General features: G+C 67.7%; 16 protein-coding genes. 7 read left to right on the top strand and 9 right to left on the bottom strand.

Translation table 11 applies throughout. The features are described 5' to 3' along the window. The first annotated feature begins 78 nt into the window (after positions 1–78). From ACFV7R_RS17135 to trxA, 5 genes are all read left to right on the top strand, one after another. On the top strand, positions 79–1782 hold the full coding sequence (locus ACFV7R_RS17135) for a protein kinase family protein (RefSeq protein WP_385264170.1): 1704 nt from the start codon (positions 79–81) through the stop codon (positions 1780–1782). A 521-nt stretch (positions 1783–2303) separates the two neighbouring features. Beyond that, positions 2304–3029 carry an RNA polymerase sigma factor SigM gene (gene sigM / locus ACFV7R_RS17130; RefSeq protein ID WP_385264168.1) on the top strand — a complete coding sequence of 242 codons (726 nt, stop codon included), beginning with the start codon at positions 2304–2306 and terminating at the stop codon, positions 3027–3029. Continuing rightward, positions 3026–3955, top strand: a complete 930-nt coding sequence (locus ACFV7R_RS17125; protein ID WP_385264167.1) for an anti-sigma factor family protein — start codon at positions 3026–3028, stop codon at positions 3953–3955. Before sigM ends, ACFV7R_RS17125 begins: the two co-directional genes overlap by 4 nt. A 178-nt stretch (positions 3956–4133) precedes the next feature. Next, positions 4134–5102, top strand: coding sequence for a thioredoxin-disulfide reductase (gene trxB / locus ACFV7R_RS17120; RefSeq protein WP_385264165.1), 969 nt, complete (start codon positions 4134–4136; stop codon positions 5100–5102). A 42-nt stretch (positions 5103–5144) separates the two neighbouring features. Continuing rightward, entirely contained in the window at positions 5145–5477 is a 333-nt protein-coding gene (trxA, locus tag ACFV7R_RS17115) for a thioredoxin (protein ID WP_385264164.1), read from the top strand. A 93-nt stretch (positions 5478–5570) separates the two neighbouring features. On the opposite strand, the gene ACFV7R_RS17110 is transcribed toward trxA, so the two are convergent. The 9 genes from ACFV7R_RS17110 to rpmH form a co-directional block, all read right to left on the bottom strand. Beyond that, positions 5571–6188, bottom strand: a complete 618-nt coding sequence (locus ACFV7R_RS17110) for a GNAT family N-acetyltransferase (RefSeq protein WP_129798837.1) — start codon at positions 6186–6188, stop codon at positions 5571–5573. Between the two features lie 325 nt (positions 6189–6513). Continuing rightward, complete coding sequence (locus ACFV7R_RS17105) at positions 6514–7614, bottom strand: ParB/RepB/Spo0J family partition protein (RefSeq protein WP_129798838.1); 1101 nt, start codon at positions 7612–7614, stop codon at positions 6514–6516. After that, positions 7611–8684, bottom strand: a complete 1074-nt coding sequence (locus ACFV7R_RS17100) for a ParA family protein (RefSeq protein ID WP_129799119.1) — start codon at positions 8682–8684, stop codon at positions 7611–7613. Before ACFV7R_RS17100 ends, ACFV7R_RS17105 begins: the two co-directional genes overlap by 4 nt. Before the next feature lie 356 nt (positions 8685–9040). Further along, complete coding sequence (rsmG, locus tag ACFV7R_RS17095; protein WP_385264162.1) at positions 9041–9757, bottom strand: 16S rRNA (guanine(527)-N(7))-methyltransferase RsmG; 717 nt, start codon at positions 9755–9757, stop codon at positions 9041–9043. A gap of 108 nt (positions 9758–9865) precedes the next feature. After that, positions 9866–10378: a protein jag gene (locus ACFV7R_RS17090; protein WP_385264160.1), complete on the bottom strand. Its 513-nt coding sequence runs from the start codon at positions 10376–10378 to the stop codon at positions 9866–9868. A gap of 15 nt (positions 10379–10393) precedes the next feature. After that, positions 10394–11680, bottom strand: coding sequence for a membrane protein insertase YidC (gene yidC, locus ACFV7R_RS17085; RefSeq protein WP_385264159.1), 1287 nt, complete (start codon positions 11678–11680; stop codon positions 10394–10396). 3 nt (positions 11681–11683) lie between these two features. Further along, positions 11684–12037 carry a membrane protein insertion efficiency factor YidD gene (gene yidD / locus ACFV7R_RS17080; RefSeq protein ID WP_385264157.1) on the bottom strand — a complete coding sequence of 118 codons (354 nt, stop codon included), beginning with the start codon at positions 12035–12037 and terminating at the stop codon, positions 11684–11686. Further along, positions 12034–12405: a ribonuclease P protein component gene (gene rnpA, locus ACFV7R_RS17075; RefSeq protein WP_129798843.1), complete on the bottom strand. Its 372-nt coding sequence runs from the start codon at positions 12403–12405 to the stop codon at positions 12034–12036. Before rnpA ends, yidD begins: the two co-directional genes overlap by 4 nt. Before the next feature lie 21 nt (positions 12406–12426). Then, positions 12427–12564 (bottom strand): 50S ribosomal protein L34, encoded by a 138-nt coding sequence (rpmH, locus tag ACFV7R_RS17070; protein ID WP_003956500.1) that lies wholly within the window; start codon positions 12562–12564, stop codon positions 12427–12429. Positions 12565–12939: 375 nt separating this feature from the next. Between rpmH and dnaA the strand changes: the two genes are divergently transcribed. Both dnaA and dnaN read left to right on the top strand, forming a co-directional pair. Then, positions 12940–14859, top strand: a complete 1920-nt coding sequence (gene dnaA / locus ACFV7R_RS17065) for a chromosomal replication initiator protein DnaA (protein ID WP_385264156.1) — start codon at positions 12940–12942, stop codon at positions 14857–14859. An 856-nt stretch (positions 14860–15715) separates the two neighbouring features. After that, complete coding sequence (dnaN, locus tag ACFV7R_RS17060; protein ID WP_129798845.1) at positions 15716–16846, top strand: DNA polymerase III subunit beta; 1131 nt, start codon at positions 15716–15718, stop codon at positions 16844–16846. The last annotated feature ends 156 nt before the right edge of the window (positions 16847–17002 follow it).

Below are 17002 nucleotides of genomic sequence, written 5' to 3'. Positions count from 1 at the left end.
CGTGCATAGCGGCGGACTGTGGGCACAATTGGTTTCGGCGTCGGACGGCGCGCAACGAATGGGGAGGCAGGAACGACGGTGGCGGAACGGAGCACGGCTGCCGTCGACGTGGCAGACAACAGCGGCGATGAGCCGCTGACCGCCAAGGCGGACCAGTCCACGGCCGACGGGGTGGCCAACAACCGGGAGCGGGACACGGAGCGCGACGAAGCACAGGGGAGTGGCGGGGCGGAGGATCCCGGAACGAAAGCCTCGCCGCCCGAGCTGCACAGCGGCCACAAGCTCGCCAGACGCTACCGCCTCGAGGACTGCATCACCCGTCTGGACGGTTTCAGCAGTTGGCGTGCCGTCGACGAGAAACTCCGCCGCGCCGTCGGCGTGCACGTGCTGCCCGCGGACCACTCCCGGGCCCGCTCCGTCCTGGCCGCAGCCCGTTCCTCCGCGCTGCTCGGCGACCCCCGCTTCGTGCAGGTCCTCGACGCCGTCGAGGAGAACGATCTCGTGTACGTCGTGCACGAATGGCTGCCGGACGCCACGGAGCTCACCACGCTCCTCTCCTCCGGTCCCCTGGAGCCGCACGACGCCTACCAGATGGTCAGCCAGGTCTCCGCCGCCATGGCCGCCGCCCACCGTGAGGGTCTGGCCCACCTACGGCTGAACCCCAACGCCGTGCTGCGCACCTCCTCCGGACAGTGGCGCATCCGCGGTCTCGCCGTGAACGCCGCGCTGCGCGGCATCAGTTCCGACACCCCGCAGCGCACCGACACGGAAGCCATCGGCGCCCTGCTGTACACGTCGCTCACCCAGCGCTGGCCGTACGAGGACGACGCCTACGGACTGGCCGGGCTGCCCAAGGACGTCGGTCTCATCGCCCCCGACCAGGTGCGCGCCGGCGTCCACCGTGGCCTGTCGGAGCTCGCCATGCGCGCGCTCGCCAACGACGGCGCGACCGCCTCCCGGCACGAGTCCCCCTGCACGACGCCGGAGGAGCTGGTGAAGGCGATCGGTGAGATGCCCCGCATCCGCCCGCCGGAGCCCGCGTTCACCGCACCGCCGGAGTATCAGCGCACGACGTACCAGCAGGGCACGTACGGCCGTCAGGCCCCGCATCCCGGCGCCACCCAGCCGGTACCGCCTCCGCCGCCTCCGCTGCAGAGCCGCACGGGAAGGGCCTTGAAGTGGGCCGTCTCGGCGCTCCTCATCGCCGCTCTGGGCCTGGGCAGCTGGCAGCTCGCGGACGCGCTCATGGACCAGGGCAACCAGTCCGACGACACGAACCAGACGCAGACGACGGACGGGAACGACAAGAGCCCGAAGAAGCCGGCCAGCGGCAAGCCGATCGCCATCCAGAGCGCCCGTGACTTCGACCCGCTCGGCAACGACGGCGAGGAGTACCCGGACGACGTGGACAAGGTCTACGACACCACTCCAGGTACGTACTGGCAGACCAGCTACTACGAGGGCGCCAACTTCGGAAACCTGAAGTCGGGCGTCGGAGTCATCCTCGACCTCGGCAAGGCCCAGCAGGTCGGAAAGGTGACCGTCTCCTTCAAGGGGAGTACGTCGGTCGAGCTCCGCGCCGCTTCCGGCGACACCGGCGCAATGCCGACGTCCCTCGACAGCTACACCAAGGTCGCCGAGGGTTCGGGCGCGACGGTGACGCTCGAGCCGGACAAGGCCCTCACCTCCCGGTATCTGCTGGTGTGGCTCACCGAGCTGCCGATACAGGCGGACGACGGCAAGTGGCGCGGCAGGGTGATCGACGTCAAGGTGACCAGCTGAAGCTCCGCACGACGAGGTCGGCCCGCAGCCGTTCAAGGCCGCGGGCCGCTCGCTTCAGTCATCCGTACCGAGCAGCTTCCGAGCGGCAACCACTCTGGCTGTCTGCCGATCCAGGAACCGGTCGAGAACCACCTGGTTCTTCTTGATCAGGCTCCTCTGTATCGCGGACTCAGAGAAGGCCTTCTCCACTTCCGGATCGGTCAGTGACCTCTCGAACCCGTCGAAGTCGACGGTCCGATCCGCCTCACCGCTGCACCCACCGCCGTGACGCGACGCTTTACTTGTCCCTCCCCTTGGTACCTCGCGGGACGGCGCAGCGCCGTCCCGCGAGGAAGATGATCAACGCGTGGAGGCCACTCACATCGAGCGCGCAGTTGATCTTCTTTGACGGAACAGCCTGACCCTGTTTCAAGGCACAGTCTGACCATCGGCCGGCCCGCTGTGTGGCATTCTGTCGCTCAGGCTTACGAGTCGGATTGACAGCAGCAGGGTTGCCTCCCCTAGGGAGTCGGGGGATATGTGTGGATAGCGGATCGAGCCGGGCCGATCTGTCGGACGCCGACCTCCTTGCGCGCCATGTCGCGGGAGACAAGGACGCCTTTGGTGAGCTTGTACGCCGCCATCGCGACCGCCTCTGGGCCGTGGCCCTCCGCACCCTGGGCGACCGCGAGGAGGCCGCTGACGCGGTCCAGGACGCCCTTGTCTCCGCCTACCGGGCCGCCCACACCTTCCGCGGCCAGTCGGCCGTCACAACCTGGCTGCACCGGATCACGGTGAACGCCTGCCTCGACCGCGCCCGCAAGGCAGCCTCCCGCAAGACCTCGCCGGTCGACGACACCGAGCGGCTGGAGCAGTTGCTCGAGCCGCACGAGTCGGCATCCGCCCCCGCCGAGCGAAACGACCTGCATCGACAGCTCCTCGAAGCGCTCGGCACACTCCCGCCCGACCAGCGCGCCGCCCTCGTCCTCGTGGACATGCAGGGGTACCCGGTCGCCGAGGCCGCCCGCATGCTCGACGTCCCGACCGGGACGGTGAAGAGCCGCTGCGCACGCGGCAGAGCCAGGCTCCTCCCGCTGCTCACCCATCTGCGTCCGGAAAACACCGGTCACGGCGAAGAGCAGGCCGCAGGACGGAACCGGGCCCAGGGGACATCCGTCCCACCGGCAGCGGGACCGCACGGTGCGGGACCACGGGGTGCAGGGCCAAGCGATTCAGCTGCTGTGAAGGGCGGAGGTGGGCGAGCGTGACATCCACGACGGATACGGCCGGGCACCCGGACGTCACGGAGATCTCCGACCTCGCCGAAGGCCTGCTTCCCCCGAACCGGACCGCAGATGTACGACGGCATCTGGACGAGTGCGAACTCTGCGCTGATGTCTTCGCGTCGCTGGAAGAGATCCGAGGGCTGCTCGGCACACTGCCGGGTCCGGCGCGTATGCCCGCCGATGTCGCCGAACGGATCGATGCCGCTCTCGCCGCGGAGGCTCTCCTCCATGCCACTGCACCCGATGCGCCGAGCGCCACGGCACCCGCCGACGGGGCCCACACGATCTCCGACGCGGACGACGGCACGCATGTTTCACGTGAAACATCGGCAGCCACGGCTCGTCCCTCTGGCCACGCAGGCACCTCCACCACCGGTCCCGGGCGTAAGAACCGCAGGCGGGGCGGGCGCCGCAGGGTGGCTGTCCTGGGTGCGGTCTTCTCTGCCGCCGCTCTGGGGCTCGGTTCCGTCCTCGTGTCCTCGCTGACCGGGTCAGAGCCGGGCACCACGGCCCACGAGCAGCAGTCCGCCTCCGCGGACACCTTCTCCGAGGGGAAGCTGGAGCAGCAGGTCGTGGATCTCCTCGCCAAGGGCCAGAGCTCCGGGAACGGCTCCCGCACTCCCGACGACTTCGGTGTGGAGTCCACCCCCAGAACCGACAGGAATCGCATCCTTCAGCAGCCCACGGTCCAGGTCCCCGAGTGCGTCCAGCAGGGCATCGGTCGCAACGACGCCGCCCTTGCGACCAAGCCCGGCACATATCAGGGAACGAGCGCCCTCCTCGTCGTCCTGCCCGACACCTCGAACCCGACGCGGGTCACGGCCTACGTCGTCGACGCGAACTGTGTGGATCAGTCGTCGTCCGCCAAGGCCACGGTTCTGCTGGAGCAGTCCTACACGCGCCGGTGAGGAGCAGGCCTCATCCTGTCGCCTCGTTTGTGCTCCCGTGGGTATCTCCTCCAGGGAGCTCTCCGTGTGCCCGGGCACAGCGGGAATGCGCGCCCCTTAGGATCCGTTGGGTGGGGTGAGAGTCCTGAAAGGGGCTCCCCCGGTCGAACGACGCAGTCCAGAGACGAGGAATCAAGCCGTGAGCGACGTCCGTAACGTGATCATCATCGGCTCCGGGCCCGCCGGCTACACGGCGGCGCTCTACACCGCGCGCGCGTCGCTGAAGCCACTGGTCTTCGAGGGTGCCGTCACCGCAGGTGGTGCGCTGATGAACACCACCGACGTGGAGAACTTCCCGGGCTTCCAGGACGGCATCATGGGCCCCGAGCTCATGGACAACATGCGCGCCCAGGCCGAGCGGTTCGGCGCCGAGCTCGTTCCGGACGACATCGTCTCCGTAGACCTGACCGGTGAAATCAAGACCGTCACCGACACCGCGGGCACGGTGCACCACGCGAAGGCCGTCATCGTCGCCACCGGCTCCCAGCACCGCAAGCTCGGCCTGCCCAACGAGGACGCGCTCTCCGGCCGCGGCGTCTCCTGGTGCGCCACCTGCGACGGCTTCTTCTTCAAGGACCAGGACATCGCCGTGATCGGCGGCGGCGACACCGCAATGGAGGAGGCCACCTTCCTCTCGCGCTTCGCCAAGTCCGTCACGGTCGTCCACCGCCGGGACACCCTGCGCGCCTCCAAGGCGATGCAGGAGCGCGCCTTCGCCGACCCGAAGATCTCGTTCGTCTGGGACAGCGAGGTCGCCGAGATCCAGGGCGATCAGAAGCTCTCCAGCCTGAAGCTGCGCAACGTCAAGACCGGCGAGCTGTCGGATCTCGCGGTGACCGGCCTGTTCATCGCGATCGGCCATGACCCGCGCACCGAGCTGTTCAAGGGCCAGCTGGACCTGGACGAGGAGGGCTACCTGAAGGTCGACGCGCCCTCCACCCGCACCAACCTGACGGGTGTCTTCGCCTCCGGTGACGTGGTCGACCACACCTACCGACAGGCGATCACGGCGGCCGGCACCGGCTGTTCCGCCGCCCTCGACGCCGAGCGCTTCCTCGCCGCCCTCGCGGACGCGAAGAAGGCCGAGCCCGAGAAGACCTCTGCCTGAACCCTCAATCCGCCCCACGCACCAACCAGTTAGGAGCCCGCCGTGGCTGGCACCCTGAAGAATGTGACCGACGACTCCTTCGATCAGGACGTCCTCAAGAGCGACAAGCCCGTACTGGTGGACTTCTGGGCCGCCTGGTGCGGTCCGTGCCGCCAGATCGCGCCGTCCCTCGAGGCAATCGCCGCCGAGTACGGCGACAAGATCGAGGTCGTCAAGCTGAACATCGACGAGAACCCGGGTACGGCCGCCAAGTACGGTGTCATGTCGATCCCGACCCTGAATGTCTACCAGGGCGGCGAGGTCGCCAAGACGATCGTCGGTGCCAAGCCGAAGGCCGCGATCATCCGCGACCTCGCGGACTTCATCGCTGAGTGACGCTGTGCCGTCGAGCAGACGGCACCATGTTTCACGTGAAACACGAATGGGCCAGCCCGAGAGGGCTGGCCCATTCGTTTGATGCGTGGCCTTCTAGAGAGGCCTCAAGACCGGCTCCTTCTGCACCGCCCCCAGCAGCCGGTCCAGCGCCAGCTCCACGTCTTCCTTCCAGGAGAGCGTCGTGCGCAGCTCCAGCCTCATCCGCGGATACGTGGGGTGGGAGCGGACGGTCTTGAAGCCGACCGCGAGCAGATGATCAGCGGGCAGCACACAGGCGGGTTCCTTCCACCGGGCATCCCCGAACGCCTCGATCGCTTTGAAGCCGCGCCGCAGAAGATCCTTGGCGACTGTCTGGACCATCACTCGGCCCAGCCCCTGCCCCTGGTAACCCGGCACGATGAACCCAGTCATCAACTGCACGGCGTCGGGCGAGACGGGGCTCGTGGGGAACGCCGTGGAGCGGGGAACGTATGCCGGAGGCGCGTAGAGCACAAAGCCCACCGGTACCTCATCGACATAGACGACCCGCCCGCATGATCCCCAGTCCAACAGCACGGCGGAGATCCAGGCCTCCTTCTCCAGCGCGGACGTGCCCGCCTTTACCGCGGCCTCACCGCTGACTGGATCCAACTCCCAGAAGACGCACGTGCGACAGCGCTTGGGAAGGTCCGGAAGGTTGTCCAGCGTGAGCGGTACGAGCCGACGCCCCATGAAGGCTGTTCCTCGCTTCCTTCGCCCGCCGCATCGCGGGCGGCAGTCAGTGCGCTCCGTTCCCTGAGCAGGCTGCCGACGAACCCGCCGACCGCGCCCAGCCCCAGTCCCGCGCTCACCAGTCCGGTCCGGCTCATCGGTCGCATGACCCCGCCTCCCCTTAGAGCCTACTCCCAGGTGGATGCGCCATATCCGAACGCATCGTATCCACTATGCGATTCCATCGATACCGCCAAAAAGCAAAGTGCGGGCCGCGTTCCGGTACACACCGGACACGGCCCGCACTGACGGCACTGCTGGGCGGAACCACCCCGCCGCCCGAGGCTCAGTCTTCTGCCTCCTCGGAGTCGCCTTCCAGAAGGCTCTTCTGCAGGACCGGCCCTTCACCGGGCGCGAGCGAGCTGAGGATCCGCTCGAGGTCCTCCATGGAGGCGAACTCCACGGTGATCTTGCCCTTCTTCTGGCCCAGGTCGACCTTCACCCGCGTCTCGAAACGGTCCGAAAGACGGGTGGCGAGGTCGGTCAGTGCCGGAGAGACCCGGGTCCCGGCCCGGGGGCCCTTGGAGCGCTGAGCCGCCTTGGGCCGCGATCCCATCAGGGTCACGATCTCCTCGACGGCACGCACCGAGAGCCCCTCGGCCACGATCCGGTGCGCCAGCCGGTCCTGCTCCTCCGAGTCCTCGACCGAGAGAAGGGCCCGCGCATGCCCGGCGGAGAGCACTCCGGCGGCCACCCGGCGCTGAACCGCCGGCGACAACTTCAGCAGACGCAGCGTGTTGGAGACCTGCGGGCGGGACCGACCGATACGGTCCGCCAACTGGTCATGCGTGCAGTTGAAGTCCTTCAGCAACTGGTCGTAGGCGGCCGCCTCTTCGAGGGGGTTCAGCTGGGCCCGATGCAGATTCTCCAGCAGGGCGTCCAGGAGGAGCTTCTCGTCCTCCGTGGCCCGCACGATCGCCGGGATCGCCTCAAGTCCCGCCTCACGGCAGGCCCGCCAACGCCGCTCACCCATGATGAGCTCGTAGCGGTCGATGCCCAGCTGCCGTACGACGACCGGCTGGAGAAGACCGACCTCCTTGATGGAGGTGACGAGCTCGTGCAGCGCATCCTCGTCGAAGACCTCACGCGGCTGCCGCGGGTTCGGCGTGATGAAGCCGAGGGGGATCTCGGCGAAGTGGGCGCCCATGGGAGGTGCAGGCGTCTCCACGGCGCCGCTCACCGAGGGCTCCTCGGTTTCACGTGAAACAGGCGGCAGCGTGGCCACCTTCGCCGCGGCCACCCCGCGCTCATTGTTCAGCACCGGCACCGCGGTGGGGGACGTGGAAGCAGCGCCCCCCACCGCGGTCTGCGCCGGCGTCCTCTCGGTCGGGGCCGCAGGGATCAGCGCGCCGAGACCACGTCCCAGCCCCCTCCGTCGCTCGCTCACTGGATCCCCTCCACCATGCTCTGGTCGCTCTGAGCGCCGATATGGGCGTGCGTCCCGTCATAGCTGACGCCGACACCCTTCAACGCGATTTCTCGTGCCGCCTCAAGATAGGAGAGGGCACCGCTCGATCCTGGATCGTAAGTCAGCACCGTCTGCCCGTAGCTCGGCGCCTCGGAGATACGGACCGAGCGGGGAATGCTCGTCCGCAGCACCTCGTCGCCGAAGTGGTTGCGCACCTCGTCCGCGACCTGTGATGCAAGCCGCGTCCGGCCGTCGTACATGGTGAGCAGGATCGTCGATACATGCAGCGAAGGGTTGAGGTGTCCCCGTACCAGGTCGACGTTGCGTAGCAGCTGACCCAGCCCCTCCAGCGCGTAGTACTCGCACTGGATCGGGATGAGGACCTCCTGGCCGGCCACCAGCGCGTTGACCGTGAGCAGACCGAGCGACGGTGGGCAGTCGATAAGGACGTAGTCCAGTGGCTGCTCGTAGGACTGGATCGCTCGCTGGAGACGGCTCTCCCGCGCCACCAGGGACACCAGCTCGATCTCCGCACCGGCGAGATCGATCGTGGCGGGCGCGCAGAAGAGACCCTCGACATCGGGGACCGGCTGAACGACCTCCGAGAGCGGCTTGCTCTCGATCAACACGTCGTAGATGGAAGGGACTTCGGCGTGATGGTCGATCCCCAGAGCGGTGGACGCATTGCCCTGCGGGTCGAGGTCGATCACCAGGACACGGCCACCGTGCAGAGCCAGCGAAGCGGCCAGGTTGACGGTCGTCGTCGTCTTGCCCACTCCACCCTTCTGGTTGGCGACGACGATGACACGGGTCTGTTCGGGTCGCGGCAGACCCTCACCGGCCCGGCCCAGAGCCTCGACCGCCAGTTGGGCAGCACGACCGATGGGAGTGTCGTCCATCGGGGGCGGTGTTTCACGTGAAACATCCTCCCCCGGCGACTCGGTACGGGGACCGGGGACCGGATCGGTCATCGGTCCCGCGATGTTGGCGTCGGACCGCAAGGATTCACTCTCCTCGACTTCAGGCTCGCAATGAACAGAGCCTCCCATGTCTTCGGGGTCGCGAACCAGTGAGGCCTGGTGTTCTGTGGAGAAATCCACCTCTGTGGACAACTCCGTGCCCCTGGCGAGGGACGGAGTGTCACCTGAATCGACAGGAGCCTCCCCGCCCAGGGAACCGAGAGGCTTGCGGTCACGAGGTTCGGCTGCGGCGCGGCCGCGGCCGATGATGCCGTGGAGCAGTGAGCGACGTTTCACGTGAAACACGATGCACAGCGGCCGGGGCCTGACCGTCGCGACACTCCGTCATGCATAGGTTTGGCAGCTTGTGTGGAGTACGTCTCACCCTCAGGACGGATCAGCAGGCGCCTCAGGAGAACGGCACCACGACCCAGCACCCCCCGATCTCAGCGCCGCCGCCGCGCCCGCCCCGTACGTGCCGCCTTCGCACGCTTCGCCGCGAACCGCACACCGCCCGGGCTCTCCCCGACCTCCACACGCACGACTGTGGACATCGGATCCACCACACCCTCGCCGACATGCAGGATGGACGTCTGAACCGCACCGAGCTTGCTCAGAGCAGTGGCCGCGCTCTTCAGCTCCTCCTCCGCGGTGTCGCCCTTGAGCGCGAGCATCTCGCCGTACGGGCGCAACAACGGAATCCCCCAGGTGGCCAGCCGATCCAGCGGTGCCACGGCCCGCGCCGTCACCACATGGACCGGCGGCAGCTTGCCCATGACCTCCTCGGCACGGCCGCGCACAACGGTCACATGATCGAGGCCCAGCAGTTCCACGACCTCGGTCAGGAAGTTCGTTCGCCTGAGCAGTGGCTCGAGCAGCGTGATCTTCAGGTCTTCCCGCACCAGCGCCAGGGGAATCCCGGGCAGACCGGCACCGGAACCCACGTCGCACACCGTCACACCCTCGGGAACGACCTCCGAGAGCACGGCGCAGTTCAGCAGATGCCGCTCCCAGAGACGGGGCACCTCACGCGGGCCGATGAGCCCACGCTGCACCCCGGCCTCGGCCAGGAGCTCGGCGTACCTCACCGCATCCGCGAAGCGATCACCGAATACGTCGCGTGCCTGCTCGGGCGCAGGGGGGAGTTCCGCTGCCTCCGTCACGGGGACCGTCCTTCCGTACCGCAAAAGCGCACTGGGCGCTGACCACCAGGCTGACAAAGTTCGGCCCCGCCTGCGCAACAGACGGGGCCGGTGGAGCGTAGGGACCGCTCAGGCAGGCAGCACGACGACGAAGCGCTCCGGCTCCTCGCCCTCGGACTCGCTGCGCAGACCTGCAGCCTTGACCGCGTCGTGGACGACCTTGCGCTCGAACGGCGTCATCGGCTTGAGCTTCACAGGCGAGCCGCTGCTCTTGGCCTCGGCAGCAGCCTTGGCGCCCAGCTCGGAGAGCTCGGAGCGCTTCTTGGCACGGTACCCGGCGATGTCCAGCATCAGTCGGCTGCGGTCGCCGGTCTCCCGGTGCACGGCCAGGCGCGTGAGCTCCTGAAGCGCCTCCAGCACCTCACCGTCCCGGCCGACCAGCTTCTGCAGGTCACGGCTCCCCGTGTCGCTGATGATCGAGACAGCAGCACGGTCACCCTCGACGTCCATGTCGATATCGCCGTCGAGGTCGGCGATGTCCAGCAGACCCTCGAGGTAGTCCGCCGCGATGTCACCCTCCTGCTCCAGGCGGGTCAGGGTGTCTGCACCCTCGGCAGCGGCGGAGGTGGTGCCTTCCGTCACGGGATGGACTCCTTCTTACTTCTTGGACGAGGACTTGGGCCGCTGCGGACCCTTGCGCTGGCCGGACTGGGCCCGGCTGCGGGAACCGCCTCCGGACTTGGGATTCGCCTTCCCGGCGGACCCCGCCGGCTTGGCGTCCTCCGGATCGCCCGACTTGCTCAGCGAGGTCGACGGCGAGGACGTCTTCTCGGCACCCCCGGCAGGCTTCGGTCCGCCGGACTGGCGCTTGGACTTGGGCTGCCGCTTGGGCTGCTGACGCTTGGGAACGGTGGTGGCCGGCGTACCGTCTTCGGTCACGGTGGCCACGGGGACCTCGCTCTTCACAACGGAGCCGTCGGCCTGGGCCGCGAGGCCCGCCTTGCTCAGGCCGTTGATGAACTTGCGCTCGTAGTCGTTGCGGTCGCGCCCCTTGGCCACGATGGCCTTCACGATGGCACGCTCACGCCGGTTGCGGGCCTTGCCGTGGTGCGTGACGTGCTTGTACAGGCGGTCCAGGTAGGCGGCCTGCGCCTTGGAACCAGGGGTCGGGTTGTTGCGGATGACGTACATCTGCTGGCCCATGGTCCACACGTTGGTGGTCAGCCAGTAGACGAGGACACCGACCGGGAAGTTGATGCCGAAGACCGCGAAGATCACCGGGAAGATGTACATCAGCATCTTCTGCTGCTGCATGAACGGCGTCTTCACCGAGGTGTCGACGTTCTTCGTCATCAGCTGGCGCTGCGTGTAGAACTGCGACAGCGACATCAGGATGATCATGATGGCGGTGACGACCCGCACGTCGGTGATCGAGGAGCCGAGCGCCTCGACCGTGCTCGAGCTGTCCGTGAACTTCGCAGCCAGCGGGGCACCGACGATGTGCGCCTTCTGCGCGCTCTCCAGCAGCCGCTCGTTGATCACACCGATGGTGTCGCCCGACGCGATGCTGTTCAGCACGTGGTACAGGGCGAAGAAGAACGGCGACTGCGCCAGGATGGGAAGGCACGAGGAGAGCGGGTTGGTGCCCGTCTCCTTGTACAGCTTCATCATCTCTTCGGACTGACGCTGCTTGTCGCTCTTGTAGCGCTCCTGGATCTTCTTCATCTCGGGCTGGAGCGTCTGCATGGCCCGGGTCGCCTTGATCTGCTTCACGAAGAGCGGGATCAGGCAGATACGGATCAGCACCACCAGAGACACGATGGACAGGCCCCAGGCCCAGCCCGTGTCAGGGCCGAAGATCGCACCGTACAGCGAGTGGAACTGAACGATGACCCACGAAACGGGTGTGGTGATGAAGCTGAAGAGGCTGGCAATCGTGTCCACTAATCATGCTCCTTGGGCATGGGACGGGGTCTCTGCGGCCGGGCTCGAAGGAACATTCTCTTCGGTGGCCGTTTCGGCGGCGGAGGGCCCGCCCTTGCGTGCGCGCCATGCGTTGCGCAGCAGTTCGTGCCACCGCGGGCGCTTGCGCGGCGGGACATGGTCCACACCACCCAGCGACCACGGATTGCAGCGCAGGATGCGCCAGGCCGTGAGTGCGGTGCCCTTGAGGGCACCGTGCCGGTCAATAGCCGTGTAGCCGTAGTGGGAACACGACGGGTAGTACTTGCACACCGGCCCCAGCAGCGGGCTGATGGTCCACTGGTACAGCTTGATCAGCGCCAGCAGCGGGTACTTCATCGCGCGCCCCCTCCCAGCAACCGCTGAAGAGCGGCATCCAGGTCTCGGGCCAGCTGTGCATGTTCAGCGTCACCCGCACCGGGTAGCGCTCGTACGACTACCAGGCTACCGGGGGGCAGCTGGTCGACTCGCTCACGCATCAGATGGCGAAGTCTGCGCTTGACTTTGTTGCGCACGACAGCGCCACCCACGGCCTTGCTCACGACGAAACCCGCACGCGTCGGGGGAGCGCTCTCCCCAGGCGCATGCGGGTCCGTGGCACCGCTACGAAGGTGGACGACGAGAAGTGGGCGTCCAGCCCGGCGTCCTCGTCGAACCGCGGTCGCGAAGTCCTCGCGCCGCCTCAGCCGGTTCTCGGTGGGCAGCACGACGTCATGACCTGACCGCGATCAGGCGGACAGACGGGCGCGACCCTTGCTACGGCGGGACGCGAGAATCGCGCGGCCGGCACGGGTGCGCATACGCAGCCGGAAGCCGTGGGTCTTCGCGCGACGACGGTTGTTCGGCTGGAAGGTGCGCTTGCTCACTCGGGGGCTCCAGAAAGAAATCGGTGGTGGCGGGGTGCCGTCCTGGCTGTCACCGTGCGCCCACGAGTAGCTCGCGTTACGCCCGAGTGCACCGCTTTCCGATCACCTTGACGCGATCTGTGCCCATCGGAGGCAGGCGGCAGCAGCCATCGACAACTCGACCTGGTTACGGTACGTGGGGCTACGCCATCCGGTCAAACCGACAGCCGCCGGGAGACACTATCCACAGGCTGGGGACAATAACTTGAACCGCAGCGGTCGCCCTGACTACCGTGGCTGGACTCCGATTCGTTCCCTTATCCCTGCGGAACCCGACTTACATCCCGACCCGTCCCACAACCACACGTTCGTGGGACCCATGAGAGAGCGTGCCCTGTGGCTGACGTACCTGCCGATCTTGCCGCAGTGTGGCCACGAGTTCTCGAGCAGCTTCTCGGTGAGGGCCGCGGGCAGGGCGTCGAGGCCAAGGACGAGCACTGGATCCGGCGCTGCCAGCCCCTCGCGCTGGTCGCCGACACCGCCCTGCTGGCCGTACCGAACGAGTTCGCGAAGGGCGTGCTCGAGGGCCGCCTCGCCCCGATCGTGAGCGAGACGCTGAGCCGTGAGTGCGGCCGCCCGATCCGCATCGCGATCACCGTCGACGACTCCGCCGGCGAGACCCCGGCCCCGTCGGCGCCCCCCACCCAGCCCCAGCCGCGCTACGAGGAGCCGGAACTCCCCGCTCCGTCCGGCCAGTACGAGGGCTACGGCCGGCACCGCTCCGAACGGCGCCCCGGAGCGTCCGGCGACCAGCTCCCCACGGCCCGCCCCGCCTACCCGGCGGAGTACCAGCGCCCCGAGCCGGGTGCCTGGCCACGGTCGGCGCAGGACGAGTACAGCTGGCAGCAGCCGCGGCTCGGCTTCCCGGAACGGGACCCCTATGCAACGCCGTCGCAGGACGCGTACGGCTCACCGGCACAGGACTCCTACGGCCCACCGTCCCGCGACTCCTACGGCTCACCAGCACAGGACTCCTACGGATCACCCTCGCAGGAGTACCGCCAGCAGGGCATGGAGCGCCCGTCGTACGACCAGCAGCGCTCCGAATACGACCCGTCACACGGCGACTACGACCAGCGCGACGCCCGGCGGGAACTGCCCGAGCCGCAGGGCGGCGCCGGGCCCGCGCACCGCGGCCCGGCGGGCACCTCACTGCCCGCGCCCAGTGGCGCGCCGGGCCCGCTGGCGGCGCAGCCCGCACCGGCGACCGGCCCCGGTGAGCCGACCGCGCGACTTAACCCGAAGTACCTCTTCGACACGTTCGTCATCGGCGCCTCGAACCGCTTCGCGCACGCAGCTGCGGTGGCCGTCGCCGAGGCGCCGGCCAAGGCGTACAACCCCCTGTTCATCTATGGGGAGTCGGGGCTCGGCAAGACGCACCTGCTGCACGCGATCGGACACTACGCGCGGAGCCTCTACCCGGGCACGCGTGTGCGGTACGTGAGCTCGGAGGAGTTCACCAACGAGTTCATCAACTCCATCCGCGACGGCAAGGGCGACAGCTTCCGCAAGCGGTACCGCGAGATGGACATCCTGCTCGTCGACGACATCCAGTTCCTGGCGGACAAGGAGTCGACGCAGGAGGAGTTCTTCCACACCTTCAACACGCTCCACAATGACAACAAGCAGATCGTGCTCTCCAGCGACCGGCCGCCCAAGCAGCTGGTGACGCTGGAGGACCGGCTGCGGAACCGTTTCGAGTGGGGCCTGATCACCGACGTCCAGCCGCCCGAGCTGGAGACGCGGATCGCGATTCTGCGCAAGAAGGCGGTGCAGGAGCAGCTCAACGCCCCGCCAGAGGTACTGGAGTTCATCGCCTCGCGGATCTCGCGCAACATCCGCGAGCTGGAGGGCGCGCTGATCCGGGTGACGGCGTTCGCGTCGCTCAACCGGCAGCCGGTGGACCTGGGCCTGACGGAGATCGTCCTGAAGGACCTGATCCCCGGCGGCGAGGACTCCGCCCCCGAGATCACCTCGACAGCCATCATGAGCGCGACCGCCGACTACTTCGGCCTCACGGTCGAGGACCTGTGCGGAACCTCGCGCGGGCGCGCGCTGGTGACGGCCCGGCAGATCGCCATGTACCTGTGCCGCGAGCTGACGGACCTGTCCCTGCCGAAGATCGGCGCGCTGTTCGGCGGCCGCGACCACACGACGGTGATGCACGCCGACCGCAAGATCCGCAATCTGATGGCCGAGCGGCGCTCCATTTACAACCAGGTCACCGAGCTGACGAACCGCATCAAGAACGGCTGACACAGCCGTCCTACGCCTCTGAGGGCGCCCCGGGACGAGGTCCCCGGGGCGCCCTTCGTCGTTCGCCGGCCACCCGCGGTTCGATTACGAGCCGGGTTACGGCCACTCTCCACAGATTCGGTGACTTTCTGCCGTCCACATCCTGGGGACTGCGAAGTTGTCCAGATCGTGTCCACAGCCCGGCCTGTTGAAGGACCATCAGACCAGGTCAAGTGGTTGTGGATCGGTGGACGAAGGATCTCCACAGACTGTGGACAGGCGGGTGATCCACAGACTGTGCACGGAGTTGTCCACCAGCCACCCACAGGCCGGGGCAGGTTGTCCCCAGTGATGCCTAGCTTCTCCACAGCTCTGTCCACTGTTCGGCAACATGACGCGCCTGCTCACCGGGCCGAGTGAAAGGCGTCACACAAAGCTGCCGGGTTGGGCTGTGGGAAACGTGGGTAAAGCTGGGGACGGTGCTGGGGAGAACTCGCCCCACCCTGTGCATGGGGTGTGCAGAACTTTCCGTTCTCCACAGAAGTGTTCAGTTGTCCACTGTCTCGGCCCACAGGCCCCGTGGACAAAATTTCCGCCCTGAGCTGGGATAACGCAGTTATCCACGGTATCCACAGGCCCTACTACTACTCCCAACTAGAGAGAGCTGGGAATCCGTTTCGAAGAGGGCCCTGTGCACAACTCGCTCTTCGGTGTCCTGCTGCCCCTCGTCACGACTTGACCCCGAGAGGCACCTACTGTCAGTGCGGTGCGTCAGACTGTTCCCGGTGTCCTTCCCGTCCCAGGGGCCCGCGACACCGAGACAGACGACGAAGCCAGGCAGGGCGAGAAGCGCCGGCAACAGCAGGAGGCGGCAACAGTGAAGATCCGGGTGGAACGCGACGTACTCGCGGAGGCAGTGGCCTGGGCAGCGCGCAGCCTCCCGGCCCGTCCGCCGGCGCCTGTCCTCGCCGGCCTGCTGCTGAAGGCCGAGGACGGTCAGCTGAGCCTGTCCAGCTTCGACTACGAGGTCTCCGCGCGCGTGTCGGTGGAGGCGGAGGTCGAGGAGGAGGGCACGGTCCTCGTCTCGGGCCGACTGCTCGCCGACATCTCCCGCGCCCTCCCCAACCGGCCGGTGGAGATTTCCACAGACGGTGTACGGGCGACGGTGGTCTGCGGCTCCTCGCGCTTCACACTCCACACCCTGCCTGTGGAGGAGTACCCGGCGCTGCCGCAGATGCCGAACGCCACGGGCACGGTCCCCGGCGAGGTCTTCGCCGCCGCGGCCGCCCAGGTCGCCATCGCCGCCGGTCGTGACGACACGCTGCCCGTCCTCACCGGTGTGCGCATCGAGATCGAGGGCGACCGGGTCACCCTGGCCTCGACGGACCGCTACCGCTTCGCGGTCCGCGAGTTCCTCTGGAAGCCGGAGAACCCGGACGCCTCTGCGGTCGCCCTGGTGCCCGCCAAGACGCTCCTGGACACGGCCAAGGCGCTGACCAGCGGCGACACTGTGATCCTGGCGCTGTCCGGCTCGGGCGCGGGCGAGGGTCTGATCGGCTTCGAGGGCGCCGGTCGCCGTACGACGACCCGCCTCCTGGAGGGCGACCTCCCGAAGTACCGCACGCTGTTCCCGACCGAGTTCAACTCCGTCGCCGTGATCGAGACCGCGCCCTTCGTGGAAGCCGTCAAGCGTGTGGCCCTGGTTGCCGAGCGGAACACTCCGGTGCGGCTCAGCTTCGAGCAGGGCGTGCTCATCCTGGAGGCCGGCTCCAGCGACGACGCACAGGCTGTGGAACGGGTGGACGCCCAACTGGAGGGCGATGACATCTCGATCGCCTTCAACCCGACGTTCCTGCTGGACGGACTGAGCGCCATCGACTCCCCGGTGGCCCAGCTGTCGTTCACGACGTCCACGAAGCCCGCGCTGCTCAGCGGCAAGCCGGCGCTGGATGCCGAGGCGGACGAGGCCTACAAGTACCTGATCATGCCGGTGCGCCTGAGCGGCTGACGCTGCCGACGGTTGTCCACAGGCTGTGCGGTCCGAGTGGACAACCGTGCCCGTCGATCCCTCGAAGCCGCAGGTGAGGGGCTACGTATGAGCGCGTATGCCCACAGGTGTGCGTGACCGTCCGGGTTTAGGCTCGGACGCGGGTACGAAAGTGCC

It is taken from the genome of Streptomyces sp. NPDC059866 (genome assembly GCF_042731325.1).
Lineage (GTDB): Bacteria > Actinomycetota > Actinomycetes > Streptomycetales > Streptomycetaceae > Streptomyces > Streptomyces flavusporus.
The sequence above is the reverse complement of the archived record's forward strand: the minus strand, read 5'-3'. Positions and strand labels throughout refer to the sequence as shown.

Coding starts and splice junctions, on each gene's coding strand:
- ACFV7R_RS17110 (WP_129798837.1), bottom strand. CDS start 6,188: ATGGGGCGTCGGCTCGTACCGCTCACGCTGGACAACCTTCCGGACCTT.
- yidD (WP_385264157.1), bottom strand. CDS start 12,037: ATGAAGTACCCGCTGCTGGCGCTGATCAAGCTGTACCAGTGGACCATC.
- ACFV7R_RS17100 (WP_129799119.1), bottom strand. CDS start 8,684: ATGGGAGGCTCTGTTCATTGCGAGCCTGAAGTCGAGGAGAGTGAATCC.